Annotated in this window: 16 protein-coding genes; 9 read left to right on the top strand and 7 right to left on the bottom strand. The window is 35.8% G+C overall.

Going from position 1 to position 17,246, the window contains the following annotated elements:
• Positions 1-94 precede the first annotated feature (94 nt).
• A complete protein-coding gene (locus JK139_RS08410) occupies positions 95-1,141 on the top strand; it encodes a serine hydrolase domain-containing protein (protein WP_218331054.1) in 1,047 nt (348 codons plus the stop codon).
• A gap of 7 nt (positions 1,142-1,148) precedes the next feature.
• On the opposite strand, the gene JK139_RS08405 is transcribed toward JK139_RS08410, so the two are convergent.
• Together JK139_RS08405 and JK139_RS08400 are read right to left on the bottom strand one after the other, a co-directional pair.
• Complete coding sequence (locus JK139_RS08405; RefSeq protein ID WP_218331053.1) at positions 1,149-3,047, bottom strand: DUF3857 domain-containing protein; 1,899 nt, start codon at positions 3,045-3,047, stop codon at positions 1,149-1,151.
• Between the two features lie 66 nt (positions 3,048-3,113).
• On the bottom strand, positions 3,114-5,147 hold the full coding sequence (locus JK139_RS08400) for a transglutaminase domain-containing protein (RefSeq protein ID WP_218331052.1): 2,034 nt from the start codon (positions 5,145-5,147) through the stop codon (positions 3,114-3,116).
• A gap of 91 nt (positions 5,148-5,238) precedes the next feature.
• Between JK139_RS08400 and queG the strand changes: the two genes are divergently transcribed.
• The 3 genes from queG to JK139_RS08385 are packed head-to-tail and all read left to right on the top strand — an operon-like array spanning position 5,239 to position 8,718.
• Entirely contained in the window at positions 5,239-6,201 is a 963-nt protein-coding gene (gene queG, locus JK139_RS08395; RefSeq protein WP_218331051.1) for a tRNA epoxyqueuosine(34) reductase QueG, read from the top strand.
• Between the two features lie 59 nt (positions 6,202-6,260).
• The gene (gene bioA / locus JK139_RS08390) at positions 6,261-7,532 is read left to right on the top strand and encodes an adenosylmethionine--8-amino-7-oxononanoate transaminase (RefSeq protein ID WP_218331050.1); all 1,272 of its coding nucleotides are present in this window, start codon (positions 6,261-6,263) and stop codon (positions 7,530-7,532) included.
• Positions 7,525-8,718, top strand: coding sequence for an anhydro-N-acetylmuramic acid kinase (locus JK139_RS08385; protein ID WP_218331049.1), 1,194 nt, complete (start codon positions 7,525-7,527; stop codon positions 8,716-8,718). Before bioA ends, JK139_RS08385 begins: the two co-directional genes overlap by 8 nt.
• A gap of 6 nt (positions 8,719-8,724) precedes the next feature.
• Here the strand turns inward: JK139_RS08385 and JK139_RS08380 are convergent, their stop codons facing one another.
• The gene (locus JK139_RS08380; RefSeq protein ID WP_218331048.1) at positions 8,725-9,219 is read right to left on the bottom strand and encodes an SRPBCC family protein; all 495 of its coding nucleotides are present in this window, start codon (positions 9,217-9,219) and stop codon (positions 8,725-8,727) included.
• Positions 9,220-9,226: 7 nt separating this feature from the next.
• Entirely contained in the window at positions 9,227-10,333 is a 1,107-nt protein-coding gene (locus tag JK139_RS08375; RefSeq protein WP_218331047.1) for an ABC transporter permease, read from the bottom strand.
• Positions 10,334-10,650: 317 nt separating this feature from the next.
• Here JK139_RS08375 and JK139_RS08370 point away from each other — a divergent pair, with 317 nt between their 5' ends.
• Both JK139_RS08370 and JK139_RS08365 read left to right on the top strand, forming a co-directional pair.
• Positions 10,651-11,124, top strand: coding sequence for a hypothetical protein (locus tag JK139_RS08370; protein ID WP_218331046.1), 474 nt, complete (start codon positions 10,651-10,653; stop codon positions 11,122-11,124).
• An 82-nt stretch (positions 11,125-11,206) separates the two neighbouring features.
• The gene (locus tag JK139_RS08365; protein WP_218331045.1) at positions 11,207-12,082 is read left to right on the top strand and encodes a creatininase family protein; all 876 of its coding nucleotides are present in this window, start codon (positions 11,207-11,209) and stop codon (positions 12,080-12,082) included.
• 33 nt (positions 12,083-12,115) lie between these two features.
• On the opposite strand, the gene JK139_RS08360 is transcribed toward JK139_RS08365, so the two are convergent.
• Positions 12,116-13,585, bottom strand: a complete 1,470-nt coding sequence (locus tag JK139_RS08360) for a M28 family metallopeptidase (protein WP_218331044.1) — start codon at positions 13,583-13,585, stop codon at positions 12,116-12,118.
• A 73-nt stretch (positions 13,586-13,658) separates the two neighbouring features.
• Positions 13,659-14,024, bottom strand: coding sequence for a cupin domain-containing protein (locus JK139_RS08355; RefSeq protein WP_218331043.1), 366 nt, complete (start codon positions 14,022-14,024; stop codon positions 13,659-13,661).
• Between the two features lie 205 nt (positions 14,025-14,229).
• Between JK139_RS08355 and folK the strand changes: the two genes are divergently transcribed.
• From folK to JK139_RS08340, 3 genes are read left to right on the top strand one after another with little or no spacing between them, the layout of a single operon-like run.
• Positions 14,230-14,727, top strand: a complete 498-nt coding sequence (gene folK, locus JK139_RS08350; protein ID WP_218331042.1) for a 2-amino-4-hydroxy-6-hydroxymethyldihydropteridine diphosphokinase — start codon at positions 14,230-14,232, stop codon at positions 14,725-14,727.
• A gap of 30 nt (positions 14,728-14,757) precedes the next feature.
• On the top strand, positions 14,758-15,390 hold the full coding sequence (locus tag JK139_RS08345) for a deoxynucleoside kinase (RefSeq protein ID WP_218331041.1): 633 nt from the start codon (positions 14,758-14,760) through the stop codon (positions 15,388-15,390).
• 58 nt (positions 15,391-15,448) lie between these two features.
• A complete protein-coding gene (locus tag JK139_RS08340) occupies positions 15,449-16,696 on the top strand; it encodes an MFS transporter (protein ID WP_218331040.1) in 1,248 nt (415 codons plus the stop codon).
• Positions 16,697-16,741: 45 nt separating this feature from the next.
• Here JK139_RS08340 and JK139_RS08335 read toward each other — a convergent pair whose 3' ends face one another.
• On the bottom strand, positions 16,742-17,230 hold the full coding sequence (locus JK139_RS08335; RefSeq protein WP_218331039.1) for a YkgJ family cysteine cluster protein: 489 nt from the start codon (positions 17,228-17,230) through the stop codon (positions 16,742-16,744).
• Between the last annotated feature and the right edge of the window lie 16 nt (positions 17,231-17,246).

The raw sequence follows: 17,246 nt of genomic DNA, 5'->3' as shown, positions 1-17,246 counted from the left end.
GTTTTTAAAAAGTTAAACCTTATAACAATTCATACGATTTTTACTGTTTTCTTTACATTCACAAATCATAATCCAACCATAAAATATGGAAAATATGTCGGTAAAAAACGTTAAAACCTGCTGTAAAGTCAGTCTTGTTATTGGCATGCTGCTATTCTTTCAGGTAAGTTACGGACAATATAATTTTGAACCCTTGCAAAAACAATTAACTGCCGCTAAAAAAGAGATTGGCAAAAACTATGTTTGCATGGTATACAAAGGGGGTAAAATAATTTTTAAGCAGGAAGAAGGCGATTTAAAAACCAACACACAATTGCCTATTGCGGGTTGCAGCAAATGGCTTACAGCAGCTTTGGTAATGACTTTTGTTGAACAGGGTAAACTGAGTTTAGATGATAAAGTAAGTACCTACTTATCCATTTTTGCCACTTATGGAAAAGCCTATATTACCATTAGGCAGTGCTTAAGCCATTTAACAGGCATTCAATCGCCACCCGGGATTGTAAGTGTATTACAAAAAAACAAATACGCCACTTTAGAAGAAGAGGTGAATGCATTTGCATCGAAACGGGAAATTCAGGATAACCCTGGTGTAGCATTTCGATACTCTAATATTGGGTTAAACATTGCTGCCCGTGTTGTAGAAGTGATTAGTAAAAAGCAGTTTGACCAATTAATGGCGGAAAGAATTTTTAGGCCGCTGAATATGCGCAATTCGTCTTTTTATAGTAATCGTGCTGTAAATCCATCGGATGGGGCTGTTACTACCGCTGCTGATTACATGAACTTTTTGGCCATGTTATTAAATAATGGGGTTTTCAATAATAAAAGAATTTTGAGTGAAAAAGCCATAGAAGAAATGGAGAAAGCGGAAACTAATTTGTCTATGATTCAATATGCACCGGCCATTGCAGCCGGATATAATTATGGTTTGGGAGCATGGATAATTGGCTGTAATGCGCAGGGTATTACTAGTGCCATGGCATCACCCGGCGCTATGGGTTGTTATCCATGGATTGATCGTTGCCACAATTATGCCGCATTAATTTTTGAAAAAAGCAAAAACGTTGATCAGAAGAAAGATGTATATCTTAATTTGAAAACCACAATTGATGAGCTATTACCGGGACATTGTGAATAAAAAACATTTAAATTTTCTTAAGCACCACTTGAGCATGATCATTTAAATACATGACATTATAAAAATCAACCAATTTTTCATAATCAGTAGCCGGAAACTGTTGTTTGATGCCTGTCTGATATCTGATCACTTCAATTTCGTTATTATTATAAATAAACTGTATGGCATAATCGCCAAAAATGGTATGAATACTTTGTGGTTTCGGCAGTGATTCTATTTCATAACCAGTGGGTATAGTGATAAAAACAGAATCGGTATGTAAAAAATTTTCTTTCAATACAATGGGATATTTCCTCGTTTCATCAGGCAATAATTTTAGTTCCCATTTATTAAAAATATCAGGTTTTATAAATAGTCGCTTCCCCATAACTGCCGCAAATCCATTTACAATAATTTCAAAACTTTCTTTCACAACCGGAATGATACTTTTTTGCTCCTCTAATTGAATATGTTGAACGTTATACGTAGGTAAGTTAAAATTCTGATTATAATATTGTTGTATCTTTTCCGGTATACCAACATTCAATAATTCATGTACATCATCAATAGCCTGACCAGTATAAAGGGTATGCACTTGAGCCTGCATGTTCCCTCTTTCATCAATGGTTGCATGTACCACCCGGTTTTGTTGATTGTCATGCATAGAATAAGTGGGCGTATGCACTACAATACCACCTGAATCAGTAATCAGTAATGCATCTCTATCGTCAGTAAAATGGCTTGCAAATCCCGGTGCTACGGATGAACTGGTACACTCTAACCATATGGAATCTTGCCCATCAGGCACACATACAGTAGCATGATTAAAATAACCACATGGAAAATCTTTCCATATAGGCAAATGCCTATCCGTTGCACTGATGAGCACATAATAAGCTTTTATACCTGCTTCTTTTAAGAGTGCCACCATGAAATTAGAAAGTGCTTTACAATCGCCATATTTGTTATCCGATACATATTTACAATCAAAAGGTTGCCAACCTCCTATTCCTAATGCAATATTGATATAACGTGTATTTTTTTGAAGATATTGGTACAAAGTAACAATTTTTTGCTGCTGATTTTGTAAGTGATCTGTAAGCAGATGCACCTGCTGTTTAATATTATCGGGTAACATATCATGCCCGGCATTTAACTGATTGATAAATTTTCCAAACGATTGCCAACTCTGCATACTGCCTGTATAATTTTGCAGCTGAAACACAGGCAGGGTGATGAAAACAAACGGATCTGTTTGGAATACATTGGGCTGAAATAGTTCTCGATGAATAGCTTTTTTAAAATTAAGCAGCCAGGTATATGTTTTGGTATTATTGACTATAACGGAATCAAAATGCAACATTTCTTTTTGCAAAACTTTGTAATTGACATACAATTCAGATGGAAAAGTTACGCTAAAACTACTTTGCTCTACGCTAATATTACTACCTGCCAAAGGTTGCCAGTTGGGTAATTGAAAGGTTTGAGTATGTATTTCCTCATCATTATACACAACAGTATAGGGATAAGAACGATAAAAAAAATCATAGGATTTTCTACGGTCATCGAGCACCAAACTCATGTTATCATTCACCGGAACATCATCAATATCTTTTTTTTTCATACTTTTTAATTTCTTTCCAGAAGCATCAAAAAGGGTACCTGAAATATCTCTTAACATATTCATTTGGTCATAGGTATTTAAGTATACGGCATAATCATTCCCTTTTTGATTCAATACCGTAATAGCATAGTTATGGTGAACTACTACCTTGCTTTCATTATCAATAGTAACGATAGTATTATCATATCGCACTACGGCATTTGCATTGGCCGTAATAGAATCGGGAATGAGATGAACATCTAATGATTGTGCATTATTTTGTATACAAAGAAAAAATAAAGAGAATAGCAGGAGCAATTTCATCGAATTGATTTTACATACTTTAAAAAAATATAACATCCATTTTATTGCCGTGTTTTACTTTTCAAACTACGGTTTAGTAGCTACTTTCTTTTTTAAAACTATTTGTTCACTTTCTTTTTGCACTATAAACGCATAAAAATCGCGAAGAGTGCTATATTCATCCGGATCAAAATTGGCTTTATTGAGTGCCAAACGGCAACGCATTTGTATATGGTTATTTTTGTTTACAATCAAATATTCAAAACTACCTTCCTTCCCACTTAATTGTACTCTGGCCGATTTAGGTAATTCATCCACCACATAACCTTCCGGTACATCCATATCCAACAAATAGGTACTGTTGAAACAATTAGGCATTTCTACAGGAAAGGTTCTACTTTCTGCTTTAAAAGGATTGTCAGTTATTTTATCTTGTAAAATCGGATTTAAATAAATTAAATCATCATCGGGATTAAAGCTAAAAACAGCAGTATATTGCAATTTTAATGGCTCATCCAAATCTTTTAAATTATCGGCATGCATATCTTTAATCTGAACCGGTTCATTGAATTGTTTTTGGAGTTTTTTGGTGTAGGCATCTATTGATGTAGCGGTAATTTCATTACGCACATCCTGCGATTCAAAATTGCCAAAGCTTTTATTGAAAACAACATTGAGTGCCTTATTAGCCACATCGGGTTGCATATGCACAATATCCATTTGATACTCTTTCACAGAATCAGCATCAAAACTTATCAGCAATGGCTCTTTATCATTAATAACTCTTGCAAAGCCATTGTAACAATCAGCCGGCAAATGATTAAAACCTAAATTTGGTCTGGTTGCATCCAAGTAATAGGCTTCATCATTTATAAAAACACGGGTAATTACATAATTAAACTTCCGCATCACCGGATAGTTTTGTAAAACTTTTCCATGATCGCGGGTACTGAGTATAACAGGATAGGCTTCCAGTCCGGCCTGCTTTAACATGGCGGTTAATAAAATATTAAGATCAGCAACATTCCCTTTTTTTGATTGAGCAATTTTTTTTAATGGTGCAGATAAAAATCTGGAACTATAATCATTACAGGAATAATGATCTCTTACAAAAGCAAATATACCTTGTGCTTTTTCAAGATCGTTGGTAGCATTTGCAGTTGCGGTTTTAATATCGTCTTTCAACCAGATATTATTGTAATTCAACTCTAAACCAAAATCTGAGTCTTTCAATAATTTTTCAGAAATTTGAAACCAGCTTTGTGCAACTTTTTCCACATTTTCTTCGGGCATGCGTATTTCTGATAATTGAAATTGAATAGCACTTACATAATTACCAGAACTAGTCATATACAATTGAGGATGGAATGCCGGCACATCTTTCATTGCCCAAATATGTTTAATTGCCTGTGTACTCACTGCTCCGGTATTTCCCGACTCCGCTGCACTTTTACCATTTTCATGAATGTAATACCGTTCTCGCACTTCTGTAGCTGTATCAATATAATAATTTTGCAACCCTTGTTTTATGATGGCATAATTAAAAAAGTAAGGCACATTCACTTCATATTCACTATATAAAACAGGATATTTTTTTTGAAAATCCCAGTCGGGCATAAAACTATACCCAGGCAAAATAACTTTAATATGAAACTCAACAATTGAACCTTCTTTTATATTGGGATAAGTAAATTTATATGTAGTTATATCTTTTCCTACTTCAGTAAACAAAGCAGATTTATCCAATTTGGTTTCAACCACTTGTCCATTTTCTAAATTAAAAGTAGAAGCTTCAAGCGATACCAATTTAGTTTGATAATCATTAGAAATATAAAGTGGTATTATTATAATAGCTGCATCAAAACCATTTTTATGCATTAAACGCATACGGGAATATTGCTCATAAATTACGGAGAAGAAACCATTACTGTTTCCTACATAACTTGAACTTCCTGCATTATACAATATTACCGCATCAGCAGCAGAATCAATTTTATATTGCGTAGGCATAAAATCATCGGTAGTTATATGCCCAAATTTTAATTGAATTCTCCGTTGCTGCGCAAAAGCCATGCTTAATAAACAACAAACAAAAACCGGCCAAATTTTAAAACTTTTCATAGAATAAAGTTTAGGAAGCGTAATTTTATTTTTGCATAATCAATAATACATAAAATTTTTATTTCATCAACAATTTAATAAGAAAAAAATTTTGAGCCATTTAACCGATAGAAATACAAGCATTGTTAAGCAAACTGCTCAAAAATTATGGTTTGATTATTGTGGTATTGCCAAGGCTGAACAATTAGAGGAAGATGCCAAAAAATTAGAAGCCTGGCTAAATAAAGGCATGCATGGCACGATGCAATACATGGAAAATTATTTTGACATGAGAACAGACCCACGCAAGTTGGTACCGGGAGCAAAATCAGTTATTACCTTGTTAAAGAATTACTTTCCTGCGCAACAACAAAAAAACAATACGCCTAAAATAGCACGTTATGCCTATGGCAAAGATTATCATCTGGTTATTAAACAGCAACTGAATGAATTTTTAGCAAGTATTTCAAATACTATCGGGGCAATAGCCGGAAGAGGATTTGTTGATTCAGCACCAGTTTTAGAAAGAGCATGGGCACAAAAAAGCGGTTTGGGCTGGATTGGGAAAAATGGCAACTTAATTCACCCCAAAGCAGGTTCATTTTATTTTATTGCAACATTAATTACCGACTTAGAGTTGAATTACGATAACCCATTGACGAAAGATTACTGCGGCACCTGCACCAAATGTTTAGATGCCTGCCCTACTGATGCAATTTTGCCTAATAAAACCATTAATGGTAGTCAATGTATTTCCTATTTCACCATTGAATTGAAAGAAATGATGATACCCGAAACACAAAAAGGGAAGTTTAATAACTGGATGTTTGGGTGTGATATTTGTCAGGAAGTATGCCCTTGGAACCGTTTCAGTCAACCACACAACGAGCCGGCATTTTCGCCTATTCCCGAAATTTTAGAATTAAGTACGCAGGAATGGATGCACCTAAGTGAAGCAGCATTCAACCAGATATTTAAACATTCCCCTTTAAAAAGAAGTAAATACAAGGGTATACAACGCAACTTGCGTTTCATTCAATCAGATACAGTTATTGATGACACAAACATACCTTAATGGGTATAGCCTACTTAAAGTATTTATATCCATATTTTGCATACCCTTAATTTTGTGTAATGAATTTAGTTGAACGCGATGCAGCAGTAATCTGGCATCCTTTTACGCCACAAAAAAACAGAATAGACCCTATTCCTATCACGAAAGGAAAAGGTACACTTTTGTTTGATGCAGCCGGTAATGCATACATTGATGCGATTAGTAGTTGGTGGGTTACCTTACACGGACATGCACATCCTTACATTGCAGAAAAATTATACCGGCAGGCTTTGCAGTTAGAACAGGTAATTTTTGCAGGCTTTACACATGAGCCAGCCGTTTGTTTAGCAGAAAGATTACTTGAAATTTTATCCGGCCCCTTTGCAAAAATATTTTACAGCGATAATGGCAGCACCTCAACCGAAGTGGCATTAAAAATGGCGATACAATTTTGGTGGAACCAACAACAGCAGCAAAGAAAGAAAATTATTGCTTTTAAAAACGCATATCATGGAGATACATTTGGGGCCATGAGTGTTAGCGATCGTAGTGTTTTTACACTTGCTTTTCATGATTTACTTTTTGAAGTAATTTTTTTGGATACACCTTCACAAGAAAACATAGTTTCATCTATTGCCACTATGCAACAATATGCCGCAGAAACGGCTGCATTTATTTATGAACCATTGGTTCAGGGAGCAGGCGGATTAAAAATGTATGATGCCGCTTTACTCAATCAACTACTTGTTGCAGCAAAAGAAAACAGCATTATTTGCATTGCAGATGAAGTAATGACCGGGTTTGGCAGAACAGGTAAAATGTTTGCTTCAGAATATTTAACTGTTAAACCCGATATTATTTGTTTGAGCAAAGGATTAACAGGAGGCACTATGGCACTGGGTGTTACTGCCTGCACTCAACAAATATATAACGCATACATGCAGGATGATGCACTCAAAACTTTTTTCCATGGCCATTCCTTCACTGCCAATCCCTTAGCCTGTACCGCAGCCTTAGCCAGTTTGGATTTACTACAGCAGCCCGATACCGTTACTGCAATTGAGAAAATTTGTAAATCAATAGCAGTTTTTGCAAATGAACTTACCCAATTAAAAGCGCCCATCAAAAACATTAGAACTTTAGGCACAATTATAGCCTTTGAAATAAAATTAGGAAAAGATGAGTACTTAAACAATGTGAGCCAATTTGTAACACAAGCAGCATTAAAACAAGGGGTTTATTTAAGACCATTGGGCAATACCGTTTATGTGATGCCGCCCTATTGCATTACAGATGAGGAGTTAAGAATAGTTTTCACAGTTATTAAAAACATACTGCAACATTATGAATAGCAATATTGAGCAACTCTATCATATAGCACAAAAGCAATCCAAAAAAATTATAGGATTGATGAGTGGCACTTCCTTAGATGGTTTGGATATTGCTATTTGCACATGTGAAGGCAATGGGTTGAATACATCTGTAACCATTCAAGAATTTACAACAGTACCATACACACAAAAGTTTAAAACGGAAGTAAAATCTGTTTTCAGCAATCGCCATGCCGATTTAGAAAAAGTATGTATACTGAATGAATGGATTGCAGAAGAACATGCCAAAATAATTCTGGCAACTCTTGCAGGCTGGAACATTCATCCCAAAAATATTGATTTGATTGCTAGCCATGGACAAACCATTTACCATGCCCCAAAACGATTACATGGATTAGAAGCATTTAATAATGCCACACTGCAAATTGGCGATGGAGATCATTTGGCTGTAAAAACAGGCATTATCACCATCAGCGATTTTCGGCAAAAACATATTGCCGCAGGTGGTGAAGGTGCCCCTTTAGCAGCTTATGGCGATTATTTTTTGTTTAGCAAAAAACATGAAAATAGGATTATGCTGAATATTGGCGGCATAGCCAATTTTACTTATTTGCCGGGAGATTTAGATGTACAAAAAGTTTTTTGTACCGATACCGGCCCGGGTAATACCCTGATGGATGCTTATATTCAACATCATTTTCCGGGAAATTATTTCGATAAAAATGCCGCTGTTGCGTTAAACGGAAAGATACTTCCTGCACTGTTAATAGCATTAAAAGATCATACTTTCTTCAATAACGAATTCCCCAAAACAATTGGACCGGAATTATTTAATCTGGCCTATTTGCAACAGGCTATTGAAAGCTCCGGCATTCAGCACTATACAAAAGAAGATATAATGGCCACCTTAAACAAATTTACGGCCGATACTATAGCAGAAGCCATTTTAAAAGCAAGTACACACAACAAAACGTCTGTTATTTATTGTAGTGGTGGTGGCATGCACAATCCTTTACTCATGCATCATTTAAAGGCTTTATTACCCAATATGGTTTTTAGAAATACACAGGAGTTGAACATTAATCCCGATGCAAAAGAAGCCGTATTATTTGCAGTATTAGGTAATGAATGTGTTAGCGGAAAGGGGTTGGCGTTAGGTGAAGGTCAGCCTGCTATTACAATGGGGAAAGTCAGTTTTCCTGCCTAAACAAAATTAATTTTTCTTTTCAACCAATGTTTGAAGCCGGTTCAGATTTTGTTCTAACATTCTGCCAATAATTTTATCACTCATTAAAGAACCAAATCGCTCCCAGGGATACCATTTAAAAAATTGTTCATATTGCCATTGCACAACAGCAGATGCTCCATTAGATGCAGGTATGATTTGCATGGTTGAAATTAAGAGATGATTTTTTGCACTTCGCCAAACAGAAACAACAGAATCGGGCACAACTTTTTCGATCTGCACTGTTCTATTTCCAATTTCTGCTTCAGTTTGTGAAAGCACATGTACCGATGTATCCTGCATACCCGAAATCCATTTTTGCCAACCTTGCATATTTTGCAAGTAAGGTCTTACACTATCTACTGGTGCATGAATGGTAATGGCTCTTGAAACAATAATACGTGCAGGAAACAATAGTGCTATTACCTGTACCAATATTGCTAAAAAAAGAATGCTGAAAAAAGCTTGTTTTACTAATCGCATAATGCAGTTATTCCCATTTAAAGGTTTTAATGGCTACATAGTAAATTAAAATACCCCAAATTGCTAAAATGCCAATCTCTTTCCACACACTGATTAATGATGCGCCCTCGAAAGAAATTGACCGCATGGCATTGTTGAATTGCGTTAAGGGTAATGCATTACAAAAAGGTTGCATCCATACCGGAAAATTATCAATCGAGAAAAAGGTGCCGGCTAATAAAAATTGAGGTAATGTAAAAATGTTGGCAAAAGGAGGAATGGTGCTTTCGTTTTTGGCTACACCACTTACAATAAAACCAAAACCCATGAATACGATTAAAGCCAAAAAACTCAGAAGCATGATGTTGATGAAGGTTACAATTCCATGCACTAACGTAAAATGAAAAAATACTTTTCCAATTACAATGATAACCACTGCAGTAATTAACTGAAATATAATTCTGCCCAAGGCTTCACCTAAAATAATATAAGATCGTTTAATGGGTGTAGCAAAAAAACGCTTCAATACCAACTGTTGCCTCAAGTTAAAAAACAAAAAAGCAACCCCAAATACGCCGGAACTTAATAAAGAAAAACCCAATTGGCCCGGTAGTATAAAATCGATGGTACGGTAAATTCTGCCCGGAATTTTTTCAATCGTATTATTAATGGTAGCAATACTAGGTGTATTGGGATACATTTTTTGATTGATGCCCGTTATAATCGATTGAATAATTTGCTTTAAGATGGATATATTCTGAGGATTTACCGATTCGGAGCTTTTTAACTGGATGATATAAGGAATGGCCGGATTATTAGAATGTTCAATTTTTATAATAGCCGTAATGCGCCCTTTTTCCAAGTCTTCTTTCAATTGTTCATCCGCTTTGTCTTTAAACTTTAAGTTGCTGATGTTTTTCAATGCAGGATAAATGAAATTGGCCGTATCAGAAGTTTTGTCCATAACCACATTCAGCGAAACACCACCGCCATTTCCTAAAAAACCAAAAACCAAAATAAAAACTAATGGAAATCCAATGCTGAACGCTACGGCTGAAGGGCTACGCAAGGTAGCTCTTAAACTGGCCTTAGTAATTGCCAACATGGCAGTTATTTGATTATATTTTTTCTGCATATCAATTTTAATTGTGTAGCAAAGCTATTTGTTTATTTATCTTCTGCAGGCAACTGAGCATTATTAAAAAATCATTAAAAAAAATTATAGCAAATATTTTAAATTCAATCCGTTTGTATTTCCTTTTCTGTTGTAAAATGGCTTTAAGCCTGCCCCTTCAACAATTAATGCAATCTATCCACACCATTCATGCAGACTATACATTCTATTTTCAACAATATATTGAATATTACGTCAAGGCAAAATAAATACTGACAGGAGCATTATTGACCAAATTGTTGTATTTTAAATGCCTATTCTAACAAATAATACAACTTATGTTTGAACAAATCTTGCAATTGGTTCAGCAACATGCACAGGATGCTGTTGTGAACAATCCGGCCGTTCCCAACGAAAACAATGAAGCAGTAATGCAGGAGGCCGGCCATTCCATTACCAATGGATTGCAAAATCTGTTATCTGGCTGTGGATTGAATACGCTTTTTCAAGGCGGCAATGTATCAACCAACAATCCTGCCATTCAGAACATTTCAAGCAATTTTATTAGCAGTATTACGCAAAAATTTGGCATATCAAGTGAAGCTGCATCCGGTATTGCCGCCAGTGTAATACCCAATGTATTGAATAGCATCCAAAATATGGGAAATGGTTCGGGCGATATTCAGAATATATTGAGTAGCCTTACATCGGGCAATACTAATTTTTGGGGTATAGCTAACTCTATTGGAAGCAAATTGGGGCTTGATAAAGATGTGGATGTAGATTTTGATGACTTAAAAAAATTGTTTTAAATATCAGCCCCTAATTTACAATCATATGATTCAGTTTTACGGTTAAGTTATTTTTATTATAAAACATTATAAAACAATTGCAATGAAATATTTATTGAACGCAGCAAAAATTTTTCTTTTTTTACTCCTTATCCTTGTACAAAAAAGCCATGCACAAGCTTTACCTACCCGTTGGGATGAATTAACTGCAAGTGATTGGAACAATGTACTTCAACAATCAAACTACACTTGTATTCTACCCATTGGCATCTTAGAAAAACATGGCCCGCATGTACCCATTGGGTCTGATTTAATACGGGTAAGGGAATATGCAGCCCGCGCCACAAAAAAAGAATATGCTGTTGTTTTTCCGGATTATTTCTATGGCCAAATTAATGAAGCCCGGCATCAGCCCGGTGTTTTTGCCCTCAAAGAACGCGTAGTATGGGATTTATTAGAAGCAACCTGTGATGAAATTGCGCGTAACGGATTTAAAAAAATCATTATTATTAATGGTCATGGCGGCAATCCGGAATTGATACGTTATTTCATCCAAACAAGATTAGAGCAACCGCATAACTATGCAGTTTATTTTTTTGAGCCCCATAGTGATAGTGCATATCTACAACAATTGAAAACATTGCACCAATCTCCGCTTAGTACAGATATGCATGCCGGAGAAAATGAAACTTCAGAATTGTTGTATCTAAGACCAGATTTAGTTAAAATGGATAGCGCTAAAAATGAATCGGGTAAAAATTTAAACAGATGGCATATTCCTAATGTGTATACGGCCATTTGGTGGTATGCCGATTTTCCGAATCATTATGCCGGCGAGGGTGATAAAGCCACAGCGGCATTGGGTGAGCTATTAGTAAATCATGTTGTGGATCAATTGGCAAATGCCATTAAAGCTATTAAAGCAGATACCACTACATTACCTTTGCAGGAGGAATTTTATAAACGGGTAAGAAAGTGAATCCGCCCATTCATTTTATCAATTAATTAATCATTATTTGTCTAACGCAGGTTTTTGAGTTGATTCTGCTACTATCCATCCTGTAGCATACATCCATTTGGTCATTTTATATAACTTATTATAATCTATTCTATTTGGCTCATCTTTCGGCGTATGATAATCTGGATGCAGTAAAGTAGTAAAAAATATTGCAGGTATACCTTCTTGTGCATAAGGCAAATGATCACTTCTAAAATACCAGTTTTCCGGATGTGTAGGTGCGTCCCAAGAAAAATCTACCTTAAAATGAGTATACTTATCATTTGCTTGCATGGCTATATCGACCAATGCAGTTGAATTTTTGTGTGGTTTTAACGTCCCTAATAAGGCTGCAGAATCAGGTGCATTTCTGCCAATCATATCACCATTTAATACTGCAACAATATCATTTTTGGGAACAGTGGAATGTTTGGCATACCAGCGTGAGCCCAATAAACCTCTCTCCTCGGCTCCATGCCAAACAAATAAAGCAGATCGCTTCCCGGGCTTTTCATGCCAGGCTCTGGCAATAGCCAACATGGCAACAGTTACAGAGGCATTATCATCTGCTCCGTTCCAAATAGAATCATTATCAACAGGATTGCCTACCCCATCATGATCATGATGGCTGCTGAACAAAACATATTGTTGATTTAAAACAGGATCTGTTCCCTTTATCTTCCCAATTACATTTACTGAAGGATAAGTAAAATGTTCGGCAATAAAATGAATGTTGACTTTTGCATTCGCTACCAATAATTCATGTGCTTTAGTTGGGGAAATCAAAATAATTTGAAATGGTTTACGATCGGTATTGGCTTGTTGCATTCCCTCAATCTGGTATTGCCCTGTTTGGTAAGCATGACTGATAAAAGGCAATAAAGACATTACGGTGCTATCAGCTACCACAAGTAACCCTGAAGCCCCATTTCTTTGCATAATTGATCCGGCATTACGCAAAGCCAATAACGTATATCTAAACGCCCACAAACTCATTCCCTTAGCAGGTAGCGGATTAGGTGCTACTATTTGCATAGCCACCATTTTATCTTTGATAGATTGTACCGTATCGGCATAAGTGTTAAGCCAAACAATATTGCCGGATAAATGTATATCTGCCACTACTGTTGGCCAATAATCTTTCCATAATGTTAGTGGTACTCCGTTTAAAACAAACCGGCTCTCATCGGCTATTCTTGCACGCAATAAATTAAAAAATTGAAAATAAGTGCCATTATCACCTCCGGGTGCCAAACCTGCTTCCTGTGCCTTTTGTGCTACCCACGCTGCAGCTTCCAATTCATCCAATGTTCCTGCCCTTCTACCCCTGAAAGCATCAGCTGCAAGTGAGTACAAATTATTTTGTAAATCTTCAATACGAATAGCATTAAAGGCAGGTGGAAGCAGCAGGTTATTTGTTTTTTGCTGAGAGAAAGCTATTAAACTAACCAATACAAAAGAACAAAAGATGGTAATTTTTTTCATAGCAGTATTACTATTTTAATAAAAAAGATTTACTGCATAATGATACTTGATAACAGCAAATTGATGAACCATTTTAAATATTGCGCAGTGTTGCTTTTGTAAATTCATTCACAACATTACCGGTATTCAATGTACCTGCAGGTTCAAACAACATTATATGCACCTCCGCCTCTGCAACAGGCCTGTGTTCAACACCACGAGGTACAATAATAAATTCCCCTTCTTTCACATCAATTTTTTTATCGGCAAACTCCATTACAAAAGCTCCTTTTATTACATAAAATAGTTCATCCTCATCATCATGGTGATGCCAGATAAATGCACCTTTAAATTTTACTAATTTTACGTCCTGGCCATTTAAGTGGCCCACAACAGCAGGATTCCAATAGGTATCTATACAAGATAGCTTTTCAGCAACATTCACAGATTGTGGCATCATATTGTTTGAAATTATGTTTCCATCAAAGATACAGAAACCAAGTTGTATGATTTTGAATTGTTGCTCAGTCAATCCATTCTATCTACAAAACGCAATTACCGAAAACACAGCAAAAGAATAAAAAAATAATTTTCCCATATACAATTGTTGTAGTATTGCTGCCAATTATTCGGATTTTCAAAAAATTCTGAATAACAAAGTCATCATGGCAACTACAACTGCATATATTTTATTGGGAAGTAATTTGGGTAACAGAACGGCATACCTGCAAGCTGCCATCAATGAAATTGAGAAGCAATGCGGACCAATTATTATAACTTCATCTATTTATGAAACAGAAGCCTGGGGAGTAGAACAACAGCCGCCCTATTTAAATCAGGTAATTGCCATTACAACCACTTTATTGCCTGAACAGTTAATGCAAACCTTGCTTGAAATTGAGTTGAAATTAGGCAGAAAAAGAACAAAACGTTTTGCAGAACGAACCATTGATTTAGATATTTTACTCATTAATAACCTCATCTTTCAAACACCGCTCTTAACTGTTCCGCACCCTGCCATGCAACAACGCAAATTTGTTTTATTGCCCTTGCAGGAAATAGCACCGCAAATTATTCATCCAATAACTCAACTTAGCATTACCCAAATGTTACAAGCTTGTACAGATAAATTGCGTGTAGAAAAATTTGAAAATCACGCTTAATTTTACCCATCAAACCATCGCTACTGCTCAATGAAATACCATTATATTACAGTTGAAGGAAATATAGGTGCAGGTAAAACCACGCTTACCCATTTACTGGCTAAGCACTACAATGCCAGAATTATTTTAGAAGCATTTGCAGACAATCCATTCCTTGAAAAATTTTATGCCGACCCTTCAAAATTTGCATTTCCGTTAGAATTGTTTTTCATGGCTGAAAGGTTTAAACAATTAAAAACCATGCTGCATACACATGATTTATTTAGCAGTATTACCATTTCAGATTATTTGTTTTCAAAATGTTTGTTATTTGCAAAAGTGAATTTACCGGATGAAGAATTCAGATTATATCAAAAGTTATTCGATATTATGCAGCAACAAATTGCTTTTCCTGATTTGTTGATATACTTACATGCCCCAGTAAACAAACTACAGCAAAACATCAAAAAAAGACAACGCAGTTACGAACAAAATATTCCCGATAGTTACTTATTCAATTTACAGGAAACCTATACGCAGTACATTAAACAACATAATATTAAAACCTTGTTTATTGACGTTTCAAACGCGGATTTCTTAGGTAATTCTGCACATTTACAAGTTATAATAGATGCCTTAGACCGGGAGTATGATGCCGGACAACACTTTTTTTCTCTGCCCTGATGTTTACATGTTATTGTATGTTATTTTCGTAGGAATGATCATTTAATTGTTGCAATGAATGGATGAGCCTAACCAACTACACGATGCATTTGCATCGATGCGTATCCCGGAATTTAGAAGTTTAATGATTGGGCGTTTTGCTTTTATCATGGGTTTACGCATGATGGCTACTTTGCTGGGCTGGTGGATATATGAATTAACGAATGCACCCATTGCCATTGGTTTAATTGGTTTGTCTGAAGTAATTCCTGCAGTATCATTGGCATTGTATGCCGGACATATAATTGACATAAGTGAAAAAAGAAAATTACTACTTACCTGTATTGGTTTATACATGCTTGCAGCAATATTATTAACCATACTTTCCACCCATTTCACAGCTATACACTTAAAAAATACCATCATTGCCGGCTGCATATACTGTATTGTATTTGGCACCGGCATTATCCGTTCATTTACCGGCCCTACTTTTAGTGCTTTGCTGGGGCATATTGTTCCTAAAAAAATTATTGCCAATGCCACTACCTGGAGTCAGGGAACATGGCTTTCGGCTTCTGTAACCGGACACGCTTCCGCAGGATTTTTAATTGCTAGTTTCGGCAATACGGGTACGTTAATAACCGTAATTGTTTTAGTGAGTATTGCGCTGGTGGTTTTGTTTTTTCTTAAACCAAAACCTCCTTTAAATGAACGCGGCGAAAAAAAAACCTGGGAAAGTGTAAAAGAAGGCCTGTATTTTGTTTACAGAACCAAAGAACTGCTGAGCGCTATTACCCTCGATTTATTTGCCGTTTTTTTTGGTGGCGCAGTTGCCATGATACCGGTTTATGCCAGAGATATTTTGAAAGTGGGACCTGAAGGATTTGGATTTTTAAACGGCGCATCCGACTTAGGTTCTATTTGCATCGTAATATGGCTCACTTTATTCCCGCTTAGAAAACAACAGGGTAAAAAATTATTGATTGCCGTAGGAATGTTTGGTCTATGCATTATTGTGTTCGCAATTTCTAAAGTATTCTGGATATCATTTGTAGTTCTATTAATTTCAGGAATTGTAGATGGGGTTAGTGTAGTGGTAAGAGGAACTATTATGCAATTAAAAACACCCGATCATATGCGTGGAAGGGTATTAAGTGTTAGTTCTATGTTTGTAAACTCCAGCAATGAATTGGGACAATTTGAAAGTGGAATGGCAGCTAAACTTATGGGCGTAGTGCCTTCAGTTGTTTTTGGTGGATGTATGACCTTATTGGTTGTAGGTGTTACCTGGATTAAATCGCCGGTATTAAGAAAAATGGAATATTAAATGGGTAACCAAAACGTTTACCAAAAATAGCATTGAATTTAAGTATTACAGTTTCTCATTCGTCAGTTTTTCAAGTACATAAAATACAGCCGGACAAAATTCTGAATTTTTCAAAGTAATGTTCACTCTTTTTAACAATACATCTTCATCCGTATAGGGAAACCGGGCACAATCTGATGGCCGGATTTCATAAATAGAACAGGCATTATTTTCAACTAAAAACGGACAAGGTGTTTGCTTTACAACATAATCCCCTTCCACATCCAACGTAAGATATGTGTCTATAAACAAACTTTCTTTCATTTTAAGATGCTTACTAATTCGTTTGATATCCGGAGTTTTAAAACGGGGGGAATAATTTTTACAACATTGTGCACACGACGAACAGTCAATATGCCGAAATGCCTCCTCATGCAAAGCAGGTAATTTTTTCAATACTTTATTGCGTTGTACACGTTGCAACCAATTTTTGTATTTTTTTTGATTGGCTGCGCTTTGTTTGTGCCAGTTATCTAAAAAAACTTCACCACTCATACTATAATATAAATTA

Origin of the sequence: Hydrotalea lipotrueae (genome assembly GCF_019249625.1) — a bacterium.
GTDB lineage: Bacteria > Bacteroidota > Bacteroidia > Chitinophagales > Chitinophagaceae > Hydrotalea > Hydrotalea flava.
The sequence above is the reverse complement of the archived record's forward strand: the minus strand, read 5'-3'. Positions and strand labels throughout refer to the sequence as shown.

Coding starts and splice junctions, on each gene's coding strand:
- JK139_RS08410 (WP_218331054.1), top strand. CDS start 95: ATGTCGGTAAAAAACGTTAAAACCTGCTGTAAAGTCAGTCTTGTTATT.
- JK139_RS08405 (WP_218331053.1), bottom strand. CDS start 3,047: ATGAAATTGCTCCTGCTATTCTCTTTATTTTTTCTTTGTATACAAAAT.
- JK139_RS08400 (WP_218331052.1), bottom strand. CDS start 5,147: ATGAAAAGTTTTAAAATTTGGCCGGTTTTTGTTTGTTGTTTATTAAGC.
- bioA (WP_218331050.1), top strand. CDS start 6,261: ATGAATTTAGTTGAACGCGATGCAGCAGTAATCTGGCATCCTTTTACG.
- JK139_RS08385 (WP_218331049.1), top strand. CDS start 7,525: ATGAATAGCAATATTGAGCAACTCTATCATATAGCACAAAAGCAATCC.
- JK139_RS08380 (WP_218331048.1), bottom strand. CDS start 9,219: ATGCGATTAGTAAAACAAGCTTTTTTCAGCATTCTTTTTTTAGCAATA.
- JK139_RS08375 (WP_218331047.1), bottom strand. CDS start 10,333: ATGCAGAAAAAATATAATCAAATAACTGCCATGTTGGCAATTACTAAG.
- JK139_RS08370 (WP_218331046.1), top strand. CDS start 10,651: ATGTTTGAACAAATCTTGCAATTGGTTCAGCAACATGCACAGGATGCT.
- JK139_RS08365 (WP_218331045.1), top strand. CDS start 11,207: ATGAAATATTTATTGAACGCAGCAAAAATTTTTCTTTTTTTACTCCTT.
- JK139_RS08360 (WP_218331044.1), bottom strand. CDS start 13,585: ATGAAAAAAATTACCATCTTTTGTTCTTTTGTATTGGTTAGTTTAATA.
- JK139_RS08355 (WP_218331043.1), bottom strand. CDS start 14,024: ATGATGCCACAATCTGTGAATGTTGCTGAAAAGCTATCTTGTATAGAT.
- folK (WP_218331042.1), top strand. CDS start 14,230: ATGGCAACTACAACTGCATATATTTTATTGGGAAGTAATTTGGGTAAC.
- JK139_RS08345 (WP_218331041.1), top strand. CDS start 14,758: ATGAAATACCATTATATTACAGTTGAAGGAAATATAGGTGCAGGTAAA.
- JK139_RS08340 (WP_218331040.1), top strand. CDS start 15,449: ATGGATGAGCCTAACCAACTACACGATGCATTTGCATCGATGCGTATC.
- JK139_RS08335 (WP_218331039.1), bottom strand. CDS start 17,230: ATGAGTGGTGAAGTTTTTTTAGATAACTGGCACAAACAAAGCGCAGCC.